Origin of the sequence: Sodalis sp. RH15 (assembly GCF_047324255.1) — a bacterium.
GTDB classification, from domain to species: domain Bacteria; phylum Pseudomonadota; class Gammaproteobacteria; order Enterobacterales; family Enterobacteriaceae; genus Acerihabitans; species Acerihabitans ligni.
In genome coordinates this window covers 5,459,536-5,477,365 of the sequence record NZ_CP178738.1, presented here as the reverse complement: position 1 = coordinate 5,477,365, position 17,830 = coordinate 5,459,536, and the positions used below count along the sequence as shown (strand labels likewise).

16 protein-coding genes are annotated in these 17,830 nt (G+C 55.4%); 5 read left to right on the top strand and 11 right to left on the bottom strand.

What is annotated here, in order from left to right; genetic code table 11:
- Positions 1-41: 41 nt before the first annotated feature.
- From fucR to ACL2XO_RS24855, 7 genes are all read right to left on the bottom strand, one after another.
- Positions 42-791, bottom strand: a complete 750-nt coding sequence (fucR, locus tag ACL2XO_RS24885) for an L-fucose operon activator (protein WP_203520823.1) — start codon at positions 789-791, stop codon at positions 42-44.
- Between the two features lie 68 nt (positions 792-859).
- Entirely contained in the window at positions 860-1,288 is a 429-nt protein-coding gene (fucU, locus tag ACL2XO_RS24880; protein WP_413741771.1) for an L-fucose mutarotase, read from the bottom strand.
- Positions 1,282-2,751, bottom strand: coding sequence for an L-fuculokinase (gene fucK, locus ACL2XO_RS24875; RefSeq protein ID WP_413741770.1), 1,470 nt, complete (start codon positions 2,749-2,751; stop codon positions 1,282-1,284). Before fucK ends, fucU begins: the two co-directional genes overlap by 7 nt.
- 109 nt (positions 2,752-2,860) lie before the next feature.
- Positions 2,861-4,660, bottom strand: coding sequence for an L-fucose isomerase (gene fucI, locus ACL2XO_RS24870; RefSeq protein ID WP_132925201.1), 1,800 nt, complete (start codon positions 4,658-4,660; stop codon positions 2,861-2,863).
- Between the two features lie 89 nt (positions 4,661-4,749).
- Complete coding sequence (locus ACL2XO_RS24865) at positions 4,750-5,673, bottom strand: ABC transporter substrate-binding protein (protein WP_413743108.1); 924 nt, start codon at positions 5,671-5,673, stop codon at positions 4,750-4,752.
- Positions 5,674-5,774: 101 nt separating this feature from the next.
- Complete coding sequence (locus tag ACL2XO_RS24860; protein ID WP_132925203.1) at positions 5,775-6,755, bottom strand: ABC transporter permease; 981 nt, start codon at positions 6,753-6,755, stop codon at positions 5,775-5,777.
- Positions 6,756-6,758: 3 nt separating this feature from the next.
- On the bottom strand, positions 6,759-8,258 hold the full coding sequence (locus ACL2XO_RS24855) for a sugar ABC transporter ATP-binding protein (RefSeq protein WP_413725774.1): 1,500 nt from the start codon (positions 8,256-8,258) through the stop codon (positions 6,759-6,761).
- A gap of 690 nt (positions 8,259-8,948) precedes the next feature.
- On the opposite strand from ACL2XO_RS24855, the gene ACL2XO_RS24850 reads away from it, so the two are divergent.
- The 4 genes from ACL2XO_RS24850 (at position 8,949) to ACL2XO_RS24835 (ending at position 12,224) form a co-directional block, all read left to right on the top strand.
- Complete coding sequence (locus tag ACL2XO_RS24850) at positions 8,949-9,596, top strand: L-fuculose-phosphate aldolase (RefSeq protein WP_413725773.1); 648 nt, start codon at positions 8,949-8,951, stop codon at positions 9,594-9,596.
- Positions 9,597-9,841: 245 nt separating this feature from the next.
- The gene (locus tag ACL2XO_RS24845; RefSeq protein WP_413741769.1) at positions 9,842-11,086 is read left to right on the top strand and encodes an FAD-dependent monooxygenase; all 1,245 of its coding nucleotides are present in this window, start codon (positions 9,842-9,844) and stop codon (positions 11,084-11,086) included.
- A 341-nt stretch (positions 11,087-11,427) separates the two neighbouring features.
- Positions 11,428-11,796 carry a DUF3817 domain-containing protein gene (locus tag ACL2XO_RS24840; protein WP_203520837.1) on the top strand — a complete coding sequence of 123 codons (369 nt, stop codon included), beginning with the start codon at positions 11,428-11,430 and terminating at the stop codon, positions 11,794-11,796.
- Complete coding sequence (locus ACL2XO_RS24835) at positions 11,793-12,224, top strand: CopD family protein (protein WP_132925211.1); 432 nt, start codon at positions 11,793-11,795, stop codon at positions 12,222-12,224. Before ACL2XO_RS24840 ends, ACL2XO_RS24835 begins: the two co-directional genes overlap by 4 nt.
- A 119-nt stretch (positions 12,225-12,343) precedes the next feature.
- Here ACL2XO_RS24835 and ACL2XO_RS24830 read toward each other — a convergent pair whose 3' ends face one another.
- Positions 12,344-13,213, bottom strand: coding sequence for an SDR family oxidoreductase (locus ACL2XO_RS24830; RefSeq protein WP_413741768.1), 870 nt, complete (start codon positions 13,211-13,213; stop codon positions 12,344-12,346).
- 98 nt (positions 13,214-13,311) lie between these two features.
- Here ACL2XO_RS24830 and ACL2XO_RS24825 point away from each other — a divergent pair, with 98 nt between their 5' ends.
- Positions 13,312-13,716, top strand: a complete 405-nt coding sequence (locus ACL2XO_RS24825; RefSeq protein ID WP_413743107.1) for a winged helix-turn-helix transcriptional regulator — start codon at positions 13,312-13,314, stop codon at positions 13,714-13,716.
- A gap of 34 nt (positions 13,717-13,750) precedes the next feature.
- Here ACL2XO_RS24825 and xylR read toward each other — a convergent pair whose 3' ends face one another.
- The 3 genes from xylR to ACL2XO_RS24810 all read right to left on the bottom strand — a co-directional run bounded on the left by xylR (position 13,751) and on the right by ACL2XO_RS24810 (position 16,746).
- A complete protein-coding gene (gene xylR / locus ACL2XO_RS24820) occupies positions 13,751-14,929 on the bottom strand; it encodes a D-xylose utilization transcriptional activator XylR (RefSeq protein ID WP_132925217.1) in 1,179 nt (392 codons plus the stop codon).
- A gap of 329 nt (positions 14,930-15,258) precedes the next feature.
- Entirely contained in the window at positions 15,259-16,314 is a 1,056-nt protein-coding gene (locus ACL2XO_RS24815) for a PDDEXK nuclease domain-containing protein (protein ID WP_413725769.1), read from the bottom strand.
- Between the two features lie 234 nt (positions 16,315-16,548).
- The gene (locus tag ACL2XO_RS24810; RefSeq protein ID WP_413725768.1) at positions 16,549-16,746 is read right to left on the bottom strand and encodes a hypothetical protein; all 198 of its coding nucleotides are present in this window, start codon (positions 16,744-16,746) and stop codon (positions 16,549-16,551) included.
- Positions 16,747-17,830 lie beyond the last annotated feature (1,084 nt).

Sequence of the window (17,830 nt, the reverse complement as noted above, 5' to 3'; positions counted from 1 at the left end):
TCATGCAGGCTTATTTGCCGGTTGCCGCGACGGCGTTGCCGCTAACCCTGAAACAGCTTATGCGCCAGCACCGGCACGATGCGTGAGTCGCCCGCATCGGATATGATTCGTTCCACCTGGGTCAGCGGGCCGATTTTAACCGTGCTTTTACGCCCGAGCTTGCTTTTATCCATCAGCAGCAGGGATTGGGTGGCTTTATGGAGCAAGATGGTTTTGTATTCGGCGTTGATGGCGTTGGAGTCCCACATCATGCCTTCACTATCAATGCCTTCGCAGGAGAAGATAAACAGGTCAATATCCAGATGCTTAAGCAGTGAAAAAATCGAGCAATTGTTATAACAGGCATATTTACGCTGCAGGGTGCCGCCGGAGCTTATCAACGTAATACGGGATTTTTTTTCCAATTCATGACAGACCCTGACGCTGTTGGTAAACACCGTCAGGGGGATATCGGGCAGTTTTTTCGCCAGATACCAGCACGTGGTGCTGGCGTCCAGGGCAATCACCATGTCCTCGTCGATCCAGGTCAAGGCCTGTTCGGCGATGTCGGCCTTGCTGTATAGGTGGCTTTTGACCCGCTCGTTAAACGAGTCGCCGTTGTCCGGAACGCCCCGTTTAATGTTTTTTGCCCGGCCATGCTGGCGGATAAGCAAGCCCCTGTCCTGCAAACTGTTGAAATCACGGCGGATCGTCTCTTTGCTGACCTGGAACCAGGCCGCCAGTTCGTCCACCTTCAGGATCTCCTGTTGGGATATTAACGCCAGAATATCTTGCTGCCGCGTTGATTTCATATGCCCTCCGATGCCTTGGGTCAGGATAATCGGTACTTACCGTCGGCATAAGATACGACATAGACCGGTCAAAATATGGGCGTCACCCCTTTTTTTAACAAGATATTGCCGTATTTAGCCGTTTCACCGGTGAGGACAATGGCAAAAGCCCCCCGTGCGCGTTGGTAAAACGCGTAACGATCGATGCGGGCTACCGGCGGATGGCTGCCTTCACCGAACAGGGCTTGCAGATAGCGGGCCTCCACCGCGGGATCCAGCTCATCGCCGGCGCCGGGGGCCATCATCACCAGCGGCGGGGCATAACTGTCCAGCTCGAACAGCGGGATGATGGCCGCCAGCAGCGCATCCACCGGCAACCCGTCGGCGCGCACCACCTGCGGCCCAAGTGAGTGAGCCGGAAAAAACGCGTCCGCCAGGATGATTTCATCGCCGTGGCCCATCTCGGCGAGAATTTTCAGCAGCGCGGGAGAAATGAGCGGGGAAATATTTTTCAGCATAAAGCATCTCCTGTTAAAGAAGTAACGCGACAGGGCGGGAACAGCTGCTGATAACAGGCGGCGTCGTCCCCCGGCCTGTACCATTGGTATTGATAAGCCACCTGCTGCCGAGCCGCTTCCGGCGTGGCGTAATAGCCGATACCGCTCCAGGCGAACATGGACGCCCCCAGCACGGTGGTTTCAGCTTCATTGAGCACCTTGATGGGTAAATTCAGCACATCCGCTTTGATTTGGTTCCATAAATCGTTGCGGCTGCCGCCCCCCACCAGCGTCAGCTCTTGGCTGGTGAAATGGCCGATTCGCTCAAGCAAGGTGAGATTATCCCGCAGGGTGGCGGACAGTGCTTCCAGAGCAGCGCGATAGATATGGCCGCGCCGGGCCGACAGCGACAGTCCCTGCCAGCCGGCCGCCGCGTCCACCAGGCTGCCGTGCAGACGCACGCCGTCGGTACCCGGCGGGATTGACCGGGCTTCTTCAATCATTTCCCGATAGACCGCGGCGGGGGCGCTGCCGGCCCAGCACAGCTGGCGGACCCATTCCAGTACGCCGGAGGCCAGCCATTGCAATCCCGGGTTAAACAAACCGGCGCGGCTGTCCAGTTCGCAGGTGGATCCGGCTATTTCCGGCAGCATGGCGGTATTCACCCGTTGACTGCGGACCATGAGGATCTCCCAAGTGCCGGAAGAGAGAACCGGCTGATCGAGGGCGGCGCCGGAACCGAACAAGGCAAACTGGGTATCGTGGCCGGCAGAGACCACCGGCAGTCCGGCCGGGAGTCCCAACCGTTCGGCGACGGCGGGCAACAGCGTGCCCACCCTGTCGCCGGCGTCGGCGATAGCCGGGAAAAGCCTGTTATCCAGCCCGACGCTCTGCAAAATCCGCCGGCTGAAATCCCCCTGCTGCACATCCAGCAGCTGACTGGTGCCCGCCATGGTGCGATCGGTGGTGAACGCGCCGGTCAGCCGGTGATTGATTAGGGATGAAATAAACAGCCAGGCCCGGGCCTTCTCCAGCAGGCGCGGCTGGTTTTCACGCAGCCATACCAGCTTATAAAGGGTATTGAAGCTGAATTGCCCCACGCCTGAGATGCCCTGGAGCTCCGCCGGGGAGATATAGCGGCCGATATCCGCCATGACGGCGGCGGTGCGCGGGCATTTCCAGCTGATAACCGGATAGAGCAGTTCCCCTTGGGCATCCACCAATGCGCCGTCCACCCCGAAGGTGGTGACGGTCAGGGCATGAATGCGGCAGGAGGAAAGCTCTGCGGATAAGCGGCGGCAGCACTGGCCGAGGCCGGCCATTATTTCGTCCAGGGACCATATCTGCCAGAGGGGGTTTTCCCCGCCGGGCCGGCTGGCATTGGGGATAACCGCCTTCGCCACCACCATGCCCTCGGGGGAGAGGGCGACGGCCCTGAGATTGGTGGCGCCGCAATCCAGTACGATGACAACATTTTGGCTCATGGCGGCTTTAGCCTCCGGATAGATTTTGCGAGCTTGTTGACTCAATGTCCTGTCCCGCCTTTTTAACTCCGAGTCCGTTTGTCAGCAGTCTGACGAATTGCCGGCGCGGCTATTTTTTATACAGCGGACCGTAGTTTTGGCAGGCGCGGTAATCCTGTCCTTCCGGGTCCATGCCGTGGGCGGCCCAGGCGGTGGGGCGGTATATCTGTTCCTCCGCCACGTTGTGCATACATACCGGAATGCGCAGCATGGCCGCCAGGGTGATAAAGTCCGCCCCCACATGGCCGACGGTGAGGACGCCGTGGTTGGCGCCCCAGTTGGCCATCACCGAATAGACATCACGGAAGGGACCTTTGCCGGTCAGGCGCGGCGCAAACCAGGTGGTGGGCCAGGTAGGGTCGGTGCGCTGGTTCAGGGTATCGTGCACCGCCGCCGGCAGATCGACGCTCCAGCCTTCGGCGATTTGCAGTACCGGCCCGATCCCGCGGATGATATTGACCCGCGTCATGGTGAAGGGCACGCCGCCGCGGCTCAGGAAACAGGACGAATAGCCGCCGCCGCGGAAATATTCATGGATGGCCGGGCACCATTCGGTGGCCGCCAGGCAGGCCTGGGCCTCCTCATCGCTGATTTCCCAATGGGGCTTCAGGGTGGGCTTGCCTTCGGCGTCGGTCTGGCGGCAGGTGCCGTCCAGCGCCGCCGAACCGGAGTTGATAAGGTGGATAATGCCTTCGGCGGCATGGCCTTCCAGCTGATATTGCGTAACGCGTTTTACCGCATCGGGGGACCAGTAGGTACGCACATCGGCAAAAATTTGCGCGGTGCCGGTCAATGTATGGCCGAACAGCATGGCTACCGCGTTCAGGCTGTCGTTTTCCGTCGCCACCACCATGGCTTCCCGCACGCCGTTCCAGTCAAAGGAGCTGTTGAGCAGCGCCTCGGCGGTATCGCCGTTGGGGTATTGATCGGTCCAGTGACGCTGGCCCTGAAAACCGGCGGCAATGGCGTTGTAGCCCAGGGATTCTTCCACAAAGCCCCGTTCAGCCACTTTGGCGCTGCCCTGCATCATGTCGCGGATGCAAATCGCCATCAGCAGGCTTTCGCGCAATATCCCGCGGCTCTGTTCCTCGGACTGGCGGTATTGCTGCGCGTTTTTATCCTTCCCGAAACGGAAATACTTGTCAGCCCAGGAGAGGGCCAGCTCCAGCTCATCGGCGTCATAAATCTGCTGATCCATCCGGCGGCGCAGTTCGGTCATATCCACCGCCTGGACTTTCATGCCCAGCCAGGATTCAAAAAAGTCATGATCAACAATGGAGCCGGCAATGCCCATGGCGACGCCGCCGATGGACAGGTAGCTTTTGCCTTTCAGGGCCGCCACCGCGATGCCGGCCCGGGCGAAGCGCAGCAGTTTTTCCTGTACATCGCCGGGGATGCTGTTATCGCCGCCATCCTGCACATCGTGGCCGTAAATGGCGAAAGCCGGCAACCCTTTCTGATTATGGCCCGCCAGCGCGGCGGCCAGATAGACGGCGCCGGGCCGTTCGGTGCCGTTGAAGCCCCAAATCGCCTTCGGCCGGAACGGGTCCATATCGATGGTTTCGCTGCCGTAACACCAGCAGGGCGTCACGGTGATGGTCAGGCCGATATTTTCCGTGCTGAATTTTTCTTCGCAGGCGGCGGATTCCGCCATGCCGGCGATACAGGTATCGGCTATTACGCACTGCACCGCTTCACCGTTGGGATAACGCAGGTTATCCGTCAAAAAGGCCGCGGTGGCGCGGGCCATGTTCATGGTTTGTTCTTCCAGGGATTCGCGGATACCCAGCCGGCGGCCGTCGATAACCGGACGGATACCCACCTTGGGAGCCGGGGAAGCATGATGGGGAGATAGATGTTGACTGCTCATAAAGATTCCTTTTCTGTTCCAAACAGCATTGGCGGCGCCGGCCGGGCTTCGGCGAACGGCGCGGCGCCGCCCTTTATTGATTCAGAGAGCTACTTTTTACCGAACGGGTAGAGCAATTTCTGAATCGCCGGTTCGTTCAGGTTGCTTTGGGTGACAAATTTCACCGGAATATCAACGGATTTAGGTACCTTCTGCCCACGAATGGAGTTCACCAGGGTAGTCAATCCCTGATAGCCGATCTGATAGGCGTCCTGAACGATGAAACCCTGGATAGCGCCGATTTTGAGGTAGTTGATGATGGCTTCGGTGCTGTCGAAACCGATGACTTTAATCTTGCCGGACAGTCCCAGGGTTTTAATGGCATTGGCCACCCCCAGGGTCGAGCCTTCGTTGGTGGCGTAAATACCCGCCAAATCGGGATTGGCCCGCGTCATATCGATGGTTTTATCCATGGCTTTCTGCGGATCGCCGTCGCTGTACTGCACCGGCAGCAGCGTAATGTTCGGGTATTTTTCCTTGATGGTCTTGGTGAACCCCTCCGTGCGTTCGATGGCCGACGTGGTGCCGGCCACATGGGCGACGATGCCGACCTTTCCCTTACCGCCCAACTCCTTGGCCAGCGCATCCGCCGCCGCCGAACCCGCTTTCACATTGCTGGTGGCGACAAAGCTGACCGGGATATCGGAATTCACCCCCGAGTCGAAGGTCGCCACGGTGATATGCTGGCCGTTGGCTTTCTCCACCAGGGGAATCAGGGCGTTGGCATCCAGGGACGAGAGTAATATCCCGTTGGGATGGCGGGTGATGGTATCCTCCATCAGCTGGATCTGCTCGGCGATTTGGGTTTCATCGGACGGGCCGACAAAACTGGTTCTTACCGACAGGTCTTTTGCCGCCGCCTCCGTGCCTAATTTCACCGTCTGCCAGAATTCTTGCTGGTATCCCTTACTGACCACCGGGACATAAAGCTGGGCAGCGGCATAAGACTGGCCTATGCCGAATATTGCCATCATTGCCAGGCCGCAAAGCGTTTTTATTTTCATCATGACAACCTCATGTGATTTATCGTTATACCCTTGGGTAATACAGTTCAGGTAAGAATGACGTCGGGGAATTAAATTCTTTTACGGACCGTATCCAAATAAACCGCCGCAACCACTACGATGCCCATGGCCACCATTTGCCAGAATTGCGATACGCCGATTAAATTAAGCCCGTTATTCAGCACGCTCATAATGAACGCCCCGATAATCGTGCCGCCGATGGTGCCGACGCCGCCCATCAGGCTGGTACCGCCGATAACCACCGCGGCGATGGCCTGCAATTCATACCCCATCCCGGCCGTCGGCTGGGCGGAATTAAGCCGCGACGCCAATATCACGCCGGCAATGCCGGTCAACACGCCGCAAAAAACGTACACGAACACCTTGACCCGATTGACTTTGATACCCGACAGGTGAGCGGCTTCCTCATTGCTGCCGACGGCGTAGATATAGCGGCCGATAACGGTTTTGTTCAGGATATAGGCCGCCCCGGCGGCCAGCACTATCAGATAGATAACCGGATAAGGCAGGAAATTGAATAGCTTGCCCTGCGCCAGCATCTGAAAGCCGGGATACTGCAGAAAGTACAGGGCTCGGCCGTCGGTAAGCACCAGATTGACGCCGCGCGCCGACATCATCAGCCCGAGGGTGGCGATAAACGGCGGAATGGTCCCTTTGGTCACCAGAAAACCGTTGATAAATCCGCAAATCCAGCCTCCCAGCACGCCGGCCAGGACGCACAGGGAGATAGGCAGCCCGAAGGAGGCGGCCAGCCCAACCAATACGCCGGAAAAAGCCACCACCGAACCCAGGGAAAGATCAATGCCCGCCGTGATAATCACATAGGTCACGCCGATGGCCAGGATGCCGATGACCGAGGTTTGCAGCGCGATGGTCATCAGGTTGTCGGTGTTTAAGAAATAGGGCGAGCTCAGGCTGAAAAATAACATGAGCAGGATCAAACTCAGCAGGGGCGCGAAACGCATCAGCAACGCCTTATTGCTTAGTTTTTTATTCGTGCCAGTCTGTAAATATTTGGTTATGCCAATCATGATTCAGCCCTCTAACGTCGCATATTTCATTATATTTTCCTGATCCGCTTGCGTTGATTGCAATTCGGCAGTAATACGCCCTTGACGCATGACCAATATTCTGTCGCACATGCCGAGGATTTCCGGTAATTCAGACGAAATCATAATGATGGATTTGCCTTCGGCGGTAAGACGGTTCATCAATTCATATATTTCGAGTTTTGCTCCAACATCAATACCCCGCGTCGGCTCATCAAAAATCAGTATTTCCGAGTTTTTGCATAACCATTTGGCAATAATAATCTTCTGCTGATTACCGCCGCTTAGATTCACCGCCAATTGAGCCAGATCGGGCGTTTTGATCCGCAGCCGGCGGCGGAGATCCTCACCGGCTTCCCGGCAGCGTTTCTCGTCGATGACGCCCCAGGCGTTGGCATATTGCCGGTAGCTGCTCAGCATGATATTGGTGCCCACGGACAACCCCAGGGCCAGGCCGTCCTTTTTCCGGTCTTCGGTGAGATAGCCGATGCCAAGGGAAATAGCGCGGTAAACGCTGTCCACGGTCACCTTGCGGCCTGACAATGTAATCTCGCCGCTGTCGATGGCATCGGCGCCGAACAGGGCGCGGGCCACCTCAGTGCGACCGGCCCCCATCAGACCGGCGAACCCAAGGATTTCCCCCCGCTTAAGTTCAAAGCTGATGTTATCCAGCACCCCCCTGCGGCACAGGTTTTTGACGCTAAGCACCGTCTCCTCGCCGGGAGCGGCGGCCCTGACCGGGTAGATATCCCCCAGTTCCCGGCCCACCATCATGGTGATCAACTGGGCGATGCGCACCGTTGTGTAGTCTACGGTGGCAATGTATTTACCATCGCGCATCACCGTGGCCCGATCGGCGATTAACGCCAGTTCCTCCAGCCGATGGGAGATATACACAATGGAGACTCCCTGCGTTTTAAGCAGACGGATGACGTTAAACAGACTGTCGATTTCACTTTCGGTCAGCGCGGCGGTGGGCTCGTCCATAATCAGTATTTTGGCGTTCACCGACAGCGCTTTGGCTATCTCCACCATCTGCTGCTGCGCCACGGTTAACGCTAAGACCAGCCGGGTAGGGGGGATGGTGAGGTTCAGCATGGCCAGCAGCTCCTCCACCGCCTTGCGCTGCGATGTCTCATCAAGAATCCATTTGATGTTTTTATGGTGTTCCCGCCCGATAAAAATATTTTGCTCGACGGTTAAATCCGGGAAGAGATTAAATTCCTGATGAATAATGGCAATGCCCAGGGCGGAAGCGGCAATGGGACTGGTGATATTTACCGGCTGACCCTCAAGATATATTTGCCCTTCGTCACAGATATACACCCCGGACAAGACTTTCATCAGCGTGGATTTTCCTGCCCCGTTTTCGCCGAGCAGTGCATGGACTTCTCCCCGCTGCAAATCAAAACTGACATTATCCAGTGCCAAAACACCGGGGAATCGTTTCGTAATATGGTTCATTTGCAAAACTGTTTCGGGCATGTGGCCTCCGGATAACACTCCGATTAGCGGACTAATCTTTCAGGCGATGATCCTTAAAACCCAGCGCGCAGTCACCATGGTGCTTTTAAAGCGGCTTTTGCTTACGCTAACTCGAGTTAGCAATTTATGAAATGTGCTGTTCAGACACAAAGCCTTTATATGAATTTTGTGATGGTGATCGATACGTATGCTTTAATGTGCTGAAAAAAATGCTTTTATTTATTGAGCGCCGAATCAAGACCCGTTGCCGGCGACGGCCATCGGTTCTTGTCGTTCCCTTATTGCCGGTGGAGAAAATTCTAAACGGTCAATTTAAAAAACATACGCTGTCTGCTCCATAACCGGCATTATGTAAATAAAATGTGAGTCTAATCACTAAAATAACGGACTTTATTGCGTGGATTTAACATCATCGAGGAAAAGACATTGTTGTTAAATGTCCGTATTGGTCGGTAATTAAAAAAGCGGGCATCATTTTATTAACGTACAAAGTTTGATCACGGCCGCCGGCATTATTAATGCTGTATCGATCACATTTTTACAGCAGCAGGATTTCGCGAATATCCCTTCAGTTAATTATATCGGTCAGGGTTAAATGCAGTGTAACTATATATATCCTGAATAATTTGGGTTGCTGGAAGGCCAACGCATCCGCAACTTGAAGTATGACGGGTATGTCGAGGAAAAATAATGGAAAGAACAACCTTAGCGCGAGAAATTATCGATACCTGCCTGGAAATGACACGCCTGGGGCTTAACCAGGGTACCGCCGGTAACGTCAGCGTCCGTTTTGAGGACGGCATGTTGATAACGCCTTCCGGTATCCCTTACGACCGGCTCGGCGAACAGCAGATTGTGTTTGTCGACGGCAAAGGGCGGGGTGAAACAGATAAAATCCCGTCCAGTGAATGGCGATTTCATCTGGCGGTATATCATACCCGTCCGGACGCCAACGCGGTCATTCACAACCATGCCCTAAACTGTACCGGGGTATCAATTTTGAACCGGCCGATTCCGGCCATTCATTACATGATTGCCGCCGGCGGCGGGGATGATATTCCCTGCGCGCCTTATGCCACCTTCGGCAGCCGGGAATTGTCCGAACATGTGGCGGTCGCCATGGAGCACCGTAAAGCGACGCTGCTGCAGCATCATGGGCTCATCGCCGCCGAAGAGAATCTTTCCAAGGCGTTATGGCTGGCCCATGAGGTGGAAGTCCTGGCGGCGCTGTACCTGAAACTGCTGCCCATCGTCCAGCCGGTGCCGGTATTGCCGTCTGATGAAATCGCCCGGGTGGTGGAAAAATTCAAAACCTACGGTCTGCGGGTGGAACGCTGATTACGATTATCCGTGGCGCTATCCATCCCTTCCTATAGACCTTGTTACTGAAATAATAAGCAATATGTCTATGACCCTTAGGCCATTGCTTCGGCTATACCGCTGAACAAGACTGACATAAGTACGCTAAATGCCGCGGCACAAGGCCTTTTCCCTGCGCCGGACCTATCCGGGCGCAGCGGCCGTGGCCGCAGTGGGTTCGAAAAGCAATTTCATTAAGCGTTTATTCTAAAAGGGTCATCTGAATGAATCGTAAGCTTCGTGTTGGAGTCATCGGCGGAGGGATCGGTGGCGCTGCATTGATTGCATCATTGCGGCAACGGGGCATGGAAGCGCATCTGTTTGAACGTACCGCGGCATTTAGGGAAGTGGGGGCGGGGGTGCAAATGTCCCCTAATGCGGTAAAAATTCTCTATGCGCTGGGATTACGGAATACTCTGGTCCGGCTGGGCTATGTGCCGGAAGCCGTTATCGGCCGCCACTGGCGCACCGGGCGGGAAAATTTCCGTACCCCGCAGGCGGGTGCCTGCAGGCGGATGTTCGGTACCGACTGTTATCATCTGCACCGGGCCGACCTGCTGGCGATGCTGGTGAATTTAATCAATCCGCGACAGGTTACCATGAATGCCCACTGTATTTCGGTGACCAATCATGGCCAAACAGCGGTGGCGCGCTTTTCCGATCATGAAGACTTCGAGGCGGATGTGATAGTGGGCGCCGACGGAGTGCATTCAGTGGTACGCGATAGCCTGTTCGGCGCCGAGGCGCCGTTATTCACCGGCAATATCTGCTGGCGCGCGGTCATACCGGCGGCGCTGCATCCGGAATTCATCAGCCCGGTCACCGCGGTCTGGCAGGGGCCCAACGGCCACGTGGTGACCTATGCCATCAGCGGCGGCAACGCGCAGAATATCGTGGCGGTGAGTGAGACGCCGCACTGGATGGCCGAGTCATGGCATGTGCCCAGCAGCCGGGAGGAAATGCTGCAGGCCTTTGCCGGCTGGCATCCCGACGTGCTGCGGGAACTCTCCGCGGCCGAGAGTGTGTTCAAATGGGGCCTGTTTGATCGCGATCCCATGGAGCAATGGTCGAAAGGGCATATTACGCTGCTGGGAGATGCCGCCCATCCCATGCTGCCGTTCCTGGCCCAGGGCGCGGCCATGGCCCTGGAAGACGGCTATATCCTGGCCAGCCTGCTGGCGGTGCCGGGGATTGATGCGACGGAAGCGCTGCAGCAGTATGAAGCGGAACGGATGCCGCGCACCAGCCGGGTTCAGCTCTCCGCGCGGGCGCGGGGCAAACGCTTTCATCTGACGTCCCCCTGGCAGCAGTTCAAACGGGACTTCAGCTATAAGCTGAAAACCATACTAAGCCCCCACGCCGCGGGACAAGAGGCCCATTGGGTCTTTTCCTACGATGCTACGGCGTTTCGCCCGGCCGGCCGGCGGGTTGCGTCGTCGGTTTCCGCTCCCGAGCCGGTAAACGGCTGAAATATAAGCCCCCGGCTCTTCGGCGGATTATTTCGCCGGGCATTTTTCCCGAGCCGGTCAATGGCCGTTATACCTGCATCGGGGCGGACGGGTTTTATAGGAAAGTTCGCCCCGATTTCTTCATTGCCAACCGAGACTTCCTTGCCGCCCGGCGGACGGGCCGTTAGAATGCCCTTACTGACCGGAGAGGTATTCGGCGGGCAGGGACCGCCGCGGGCATGTCCCTCCAAGCCCATCACTCCGGCCGGCCAGGCCCTTCATAACGCAACGGCGGCGGCCGTTGCGGCACGAGGACAAAACACCTCATTTCGCCGTCAACGCGGCCATAGGTCATAGCGGTCATGACACCAAAAACGCAGCCGGAGCTGAAGGGTCCGGAACGTTCATTGCTAAAAAAATTACATCTGGCTTCCCTGGTGGAAGGCTGCACCCTGGTTATTCTGACCTGTATCGCGGTGCCGCTGAAACATCTTGGCGGCTATCCGCAAATTGTCGCGGTGATGGGTCCGGTGCATGGGCTGGCCTTTCTGTTTTACGCCTGGATGGTGATAAATACCGCCTCCGGCGGCATGTGGCGCAAGGGGCAGGTTGCGCGGTTGCTGTTGCTGGCGTTTATCCCCTTCGGCACTTTTTTTAATCTGGGTATGATCACCAGGCGGTCAGCCGGATCGGATGCCCTTGATATTTCGGCTAAGGAAAAGAATTCATGACAACTTATTTACTGCTGCTTTCGCTGCATCTTGTCGCCTTCACGCTGTGGATTGGCGGCATGCTTATTCTGGCCCTGGCCATGAACAGCTGGAAAAAGATCCCACCCCTGGAGCTTTCTCCCTCCCTGAGTATCTTTACCGCCATTCAACGCTGGAATCAGACGGTGACCATGCCCGCCATGCTGTTGAGCTGGCTGTCCGGCCTGGCGTTGCTGATGATGGGCAATTGGCCGCCATCCTACTCATTGCTGCTTAAGGGCGTGTTTGTGCTGGCGCTATCGGCTTTGCACGGTATCCAGTCGGGATCCTTTCGGCGCAGCCTGGGGGAATCCCAACTGCAGGCGCCCGCCATTTTGCGCCATGCCGCCGGTTTTACCCTGGCGGCGCTGGTGATTATCGTGCTGCTGATCCAGCTTAAGCCGTTTTAAGGCCGGCGGGGGCAATGCTGTTAGGGTGGGGTTAACAGGCCGGGGCACGCCATCTAGGCCCGGCTAACCTCTTAGGGCGGTATCTGACCCTTAAGGGGCGGTTACCACCCTCGATCCGGTTAAGCTGCCGCGGTCGGTTTGATCGCCGCCGCCACGGTTTGCGCCATCGGCGTGGTGGGGCGGCCGATAAGCCGGCTCAGCTGGCGGCTGCTGTCGAACAGTCCGCCCTTGGCCGTTCCGGCGGCGGAATCCGCCAGCATGGCGGCCACCGGTTCCGGCAGGCCCGCCTGTTTGAGCAGCTCCTGATACCCCGCCTGCGTCAGGTTGACATAATTCACCACCGTGCCGGACTGGCGGGAAATTTCCGCCGCCAGGTCCGTCAGCGTATAAGCCTCGTCTCCCGCCAGTTCATAAATCTTGCCGGCATGACCGGTGCCGGTGAGCACGGCGGCGGCGGCGGCGGCATAATCGGCGCGGGTGGCGGAGGAGATCAGGCCGTCCCCGGCGCATCCGGCCAATGAGTTGATGGCGATGGCCGCCGGGATACCCATGGCGTAGTTCTCGTTATACCAGCCGTTGCGCAACAGCGCTGCCGGCAGGCCGGAATCCTGTAACAGCGCTTCAGTGGCGCGATGTTCTTCGCCGAGGATGGTTAACGGGCTGGTGTCGGCATGCAATAAACTGGTGTAGGCCAGCAGACTTACGTTTGCCCGCTTGGCGGCCTCTATCACGGCGCGGTGCTGCGGTACGCGCCGGCCGACGTCGCTGGAGGAGATCAGCAGCACTTTTTCCGCGCCCTCGAATGCCTTGTCCAGCGTAGCGGGTTCGTTATAGTCGGCCTGGCGGACATTGATGCCCAGGGCGGCGAGATCTTGGGCCTTCGCCGGCGAACGCACGGCGGCAACCAGCTCTGCGGCTGGCCGGGTTTTTAATAATTCGGCAATAACCAGACGGCCCAATTGGCCCGTAGCACCAGTAACAACGATCATATTTTTTTCTCCTGTATGGTTTAGTAATGCCACTTTAGCCTTTATACTAACTTTTAGTAAGTACTAACAAAAAGGTAAGTATGATGATAATAAACGGCATGCCGAATGACTCCCTGGCTACCAAGATGCAGCGAGGGGAATTGCTGGATGTAAACTGCCCCTCCCGTGAAATTTTGAAGCACATGACCAGTCGTTGGGGGGTGCTGGTGCTCATCGCGCTGGCGCAGGGCACTCACCGTTTCAGCGAATTGCGCCGCAAAGTGGGCGGCGTCAGCGAAAAGATGCTCTCACAGACGTTGCAATGGCTGGAGGACGACGGGCTGGTGGTTAGAAAGCCGTTCCCCGTCGTGCCGCCCCATGTAGAGTATAGCCTGAGTCCGTTGGGGGAAGAGGCGGGGGAAAAAATCGAGGCATTGGCGGATTGGATTGAATTCAATATGCCGCGGATTGTGCGGTCGCGGGCCGCCCGGCCCCGGTCGATGCAAGAGGCCGGCTCCCTTTAACCGGCTCGCTGCACGCCCGCTGTTTCCCGTTCGGTTAGAAGTGAAGTTCCATATGGTTATCGCGATACTCTTTGGGGGTGATTTCAAAGCCCTTTTTAAACACGGAATAAAAATATTGCAGCGAAGGATAGCCGCACATTTGCGAGACCTCGTTGATGGTCAACGAGGAGGAGACCAATAAATTGCGCGCGCTCTCCAGCTTCTCTTCGTGGATAACGTTATGGATGGTTTTGCCGGTCTCGTCCTTGAAGCGTTTTTCCAGGTTTGAACGGGACATGCCCACCACGTCGAGCACCTGCTCCACCTTGATGCCCTTGCAGGCATGATAGCGGATATAGTGCATGGCCTGGATCACCGCCGGGTCGCGCAGGGAGCGGAAATCCGTGGAGCGCCGTTCCACTACCTTGAGCGGCGGCACCAAAATGCGCTGCAACGGCAGACGGGAGTGATTCAACAGCTGATGCAGCAGCTTGGCGGCCTGGTAGCCCATTTGGCGGGTGCCTTGGGCCACGGAGGATAAGGGCACCCGCGACAGGCAGCGGGCGAGCTCTTCGTTATCGATACCGATAATGCACAGCTTCTCCGGGATGGCGATATTCAGATGCTCGCACACTTGCAGCAAATGGCGGGCACGGGCATCGGTAACCGCGATGATGCCGGTATGGGACGGCAGGGATTGCAGCCAGTCCGCCAGCCGGTTCTGGGCGTATTGCCAGTTGTCCGGCGTGGTCTCCACCCCCTGGTAGACTATGGGCTGGTAATATTCATCGGCGGCGAGCTGGCGGAAGGCCTGCTCCCGTTCCTGCGACCAGCGTTTGCCGCTGCTGGGGGGCAATCCGTAAAAGGCAAAGCGGTTGATACCTTTTTCCTTCAGGTGCATAAAGGCGCTGGCCACCAGCGCGTGATTATCCGTGGCGATATAATGCACCTGCGGGTAGTCCTCGTCGTCCTGATAGGAGCCGCCGACCCCGACAATGGGCACGTCGACGCCGCTCAGCAGCTGCTCAATTTCCCGATCGTCATAATCGGCGATAACGCCGTCTCCCAGCCAGTCTTCGATACGATTGATCCGCCAGCGGAAATCGTCCTCGATAAAAATATCCCAATCGCATTGGGACGCCTGCAAATATTCCCCCACGCCTTCCACCACTTGGCGGTCGTATACTTTATTGGCGTTAAATAACAATGTGATGCGATAACGTTTTTCGAACATACAGGGTGTTCTCGCAAAAATCGTCCGGTAGCCAGCATATACCCAGTAACGCGGCAGAAGTATTAACCGCGTGTGCGCCAGCTAGCAAATCCGCGATAAAAACCGGCAAAAAATCCGGGTTCAGGGGCAGTGCTGCTTCCCTCTCATTTTCCATGGTAAGCAGCTGCTGAAGACTCTCAATGACGGTGGCCTAAATCGGGTTTGCACAACCGCAACACACTGCAGACTGAGATCAGCATGTTGCGGGAAGTCGCTACTTTGGCCGATTACTGCCCAGCCTAGCTCAACCAGTTGGTCTAGACATTGTGTTTCGACTTAGCCGTATTCGCTCATGCTGAGTCCTCTTCTGCATTCCAGGCCAACTCCCGCTCCAGTTGCTCGATGCTTGGCAAGCTGGTTTGCAGCTCCGCAGGCAGGGATTCAACTAATTTGTATTCAGCGATGCTCATAGGCTGGGACTTGTCGCCTAAGGCATATTCGGCAACCACTTTTTTTTTGCTCTTGCACAGCAGAAGACCAATGGTAGGGTTGTCCTGCTCGTTTTTCACCTGGCGATCAATGGCTGTCAGATAGAACCCCAGTTGCCCCAAATGCTCTGGCCTGAATTTTCCGCCTTTGAGTTCGATTACTACATAGCAGCGCAACTTGAGATGGTAAAACAACAGGTCGATAAAGAACTCATCGCCACCCACATCCAGCAACACCTGTCGCCCGACAAAGGCGAAGCCCGCGCCCAGTTCCAGAAGAAACTCGGTTACATGTTTTACCAAAGCATCTTCCACCTCACGTTCTTGGGCCTCCTCAGTCAGCCCTAGGAAATCGAAACGGTATGGGTCTTTGAGTGATTCACGAGCTAGGTCAGACTGCGCCTGTGGCAAGCTGACATCGAAGTTAGTCACTGCGGTGCCGCTTCGTTGTAACAAGCGACTTTCAATCTGCATGACCAGTACATTACGCGACCAGTTATGCTCAATAGCCTTGAAGGCATACCAGCGGCGATCTTCAGGGCGGTTAAGTTTGTCCAACAGGGCCAGTTGGTGATACCAGGGCAATTGTGCAAGCACCGCTTGCACAAATTCTGAATCCGGCCACGCTTCGGCAAAAGCCCGCATATACTTGAGGTTACGCGGTGAAAAGCCCTTCATTTCGGGGAAAGCTGTGCGTAAATCATGCGCCAGCCGTTCAATGACTTTGGCACCCCAGCCCTGCTCAGCTTGCCGTGCCAGGATATCGCGACCTATCTGCCAATATAGGCCCACCAGTTCCCGGTTGACCGCCAGGGCGGCACGCTGCTGGGCGTTATGGATACGACACTTCAGGTCGGCCAGCCAGGCGGCGTAGCCGCTGGGTACTAGAGTCAATGAAGCATGGAGCTCTTGTGTCATGCCGTCACCTCCGTGTCGGGTTCGTCAACCTGCACAGGCGCTGTGCCGGTTAGCAAGCCTTGCATTTTCTTTCGCCACCGTATACGCCGGCTTGATTACGAATCGTCCTCAATGATCAATCATCACTCGGGTTGATGTACTTAAAATGGCCCGCTTTAGCGGTGCCCGTGAGCCGGGGGCTGTACTCCTCCCCTCTCGTTATAGGTCTGCAAGGGCATAAAAAGGGTTGCTACGTTAATGCGTGTCGTCGATCTTCATGGATGTGGTCGCCGGCAGCAGCATATCCAGCTGCTGCTGTTTTTCCATCAGGGTATATAACAGCAGCTCTCTCACGTCTTCATCTTCGATTTTATAGGCGGCAAAGGCCAGCGCCCGGCATTGGCACTGGACGTCGTCAAAACACAGCTTGGCGGGGTCAATAAGATTTTCCATGGTTTTCACCTGATAAAGGTGAGGCGCAGCGCAGATGTTTTATAACAAGCAAAAAAACAGATACGGCGACCTCGGTTGCGAGCGCCACCGCATAAAAAACTATCAATGGCGGTGACCCAAATCGGGATCTCACAACCGCTACACACTACTCCTCGGCCAGCCCTAAAGCTGCCCGATCTGAGCCACCATTGATTTTACACGCGAGTTTAGCTCGCGTTACAATGATTACTTAGGAGACGACATAATACAATATGCATACTACGTCGCCGTGTGTAGCAAGGGAGTGAGGGTCCCTACATTAAAAAAATAATGCCGGGCTATAATAACGGAATTATTTTAACGATGGCAAGAGATAAATAACAAAAACATTACTTACTAAGTTAATATAATCAATAGGTTATATAATTTTTATCGTGAGATGAGGTTACATGAAGATATTATATTATTACGCGAATATTTATTTTTATCTGTATTGTTCGAGGACAAAATTGGCATAAGTAAATTTAAGTAAATATTAATTATCATTGAAACTAGTGATGCGATGATATTACTTGTAAAGTGATTAAAAATAATACCCGGCTTGACTTAGACTATTCATAATTGAGTAAAAGGGGAGTTCATGTAAGCGCTATTACACTATGAGAAAAATAAATAAGACCAAAAAATGTATGTTTCATAGTAAAAACGTAAGGGCTGCCGCAGAAATCGCCATCCTTGAAACGAATGATTACTTCCTAAAAACTAATAGCTCACTAAGAGTCAACCGTATGAGTCAGGAGGATTTACGATGGTGCATACACTTTTCACGACAGTCGCCCTTTCCGCTTGAATGGTTAAATGTCGGACAGGATATAGATCATAATGAACACTACAATTTTTGTTTTAAGATCTTTTCTAATGGAGAAAGGCCCGCGGACTAGGTATCTTTATTGAAAACCCTGTAAATGAAGAAATTCTTCAACATTATATGAAGAACTTCCATTTTAAAGATGTATTTGGGGACGGCTCTCTGCGCTATAGGTCAACTGGCGATTCAGACTATCTAACTCCTGAATGGTTACGAAATAATCAATATATTTGAAAA

Coding starts and splice junctions, on each gene's coding strand:
- ACL2XO_RS24810 (WP_413725768.1), bottom strand. CDS start 16,746: ATGGAAAATCTTATTGACCCCGCCAAGCTGTGTTTTGACGACGTCCAG.
- fucI (WP_132925201.1), bottom strand. CDS start 4,660: ATGAGCAGTCAACATCTATCTCCCCATCATGCTTCCCCGGCTCCCAAG.
- ACL2XO_RS24855 (WP_413725774.1), bottom strand. CDS start 8,258: ATGCCCGAAACAGTTTTGCAAATGAACCATATTACGAAACGATTCCCC.
- xylR (WP_132925217.1), bottom strand. CDS start 14,929: ATGTTCGAAAAACGTTATCGCATCACATTGTTATTTAACGCCAATAAA.
- ACL2XO_RS24850 (WP_413725773.1), top strand. CDS start 8,949: ATGGAAAGAACAACCTTAGCGCGAGAAATTATCGATACCTGCCTGGAA.
- ACL2XO_RS24815 (WP_413725769.1), bottom strand. CDS start 16,314: ATGACACAAGAGCTCCATGCTTCATTGACTCTAGTACCCAGCGGCTAC.
- ACL2XO_RS24865 (WP_413743108.1), bottom strand. CDS start 5,673: ATGATGGCAATATTCGGCATAGGCCAGTCTTATGCCGCTGCCCAGCTT.
- ACL2XO_RS24835 (WP_132925211.1), top strand. CDS start 11,793: ATGACAACTTATTTACTGCTGCTTTCGCTGCATCTTGTCGCCTTCACG.
- fucK (WP_413741770.1), bottom strand. CDS start 2,751: ATGAGCCAAAATGTTGTCATCGTACTGGATTGCGGCGCCACCAATCTC.
- ACL2XO_RS24860 (WP_132925203.1), bottom strand. CDS start 6,755: ATGATTGGCATAACCAAATATTTACAGACTGGCACGAATAAAAAACTA.
- ACL2XO_RS24830 (WP_413741768.1), bottom strand. CDS start 13,213: ATGATCGTTGTTACTGGTGCTACGGGCCAATTGGGCCGTCTGGTTATT.
- ACL2XO_RS24825 (WP_413743107.1), top strand. CDS start 13,312: ATGCCGAATGACTCCCTGGCTACCAAGATGCAGCGAGGGGAATTGCTG.
- fucU (WP_413741771.1), bottom strand. CDS start 1,288: ATGCTGAAAAATATTTCCCCGCTCATTTCTCCCGCGCTGCTGAAAATT.
- fucR (WP_203520823.1), bottom strand. CDS start 791: ATGAAATCAACGCGGCAGCAAGATATTCTGGCGTTAATATCCCAACAG.
- ACL2XO_RS24845 (WP_413741769.1), top strand. CDS start 9,842: ATGAATCGTAAGCTTCGTGTTGGAGTCATCGGCGGAGGGATCGGTGGC.
- ACL2XO_RS24840 (WP_203520837.1), top strand. CDS start 11,428: ATGACACCAAAAACGCAGCCGGAGCTGAAGGGTCCGGAACGTTCATTG.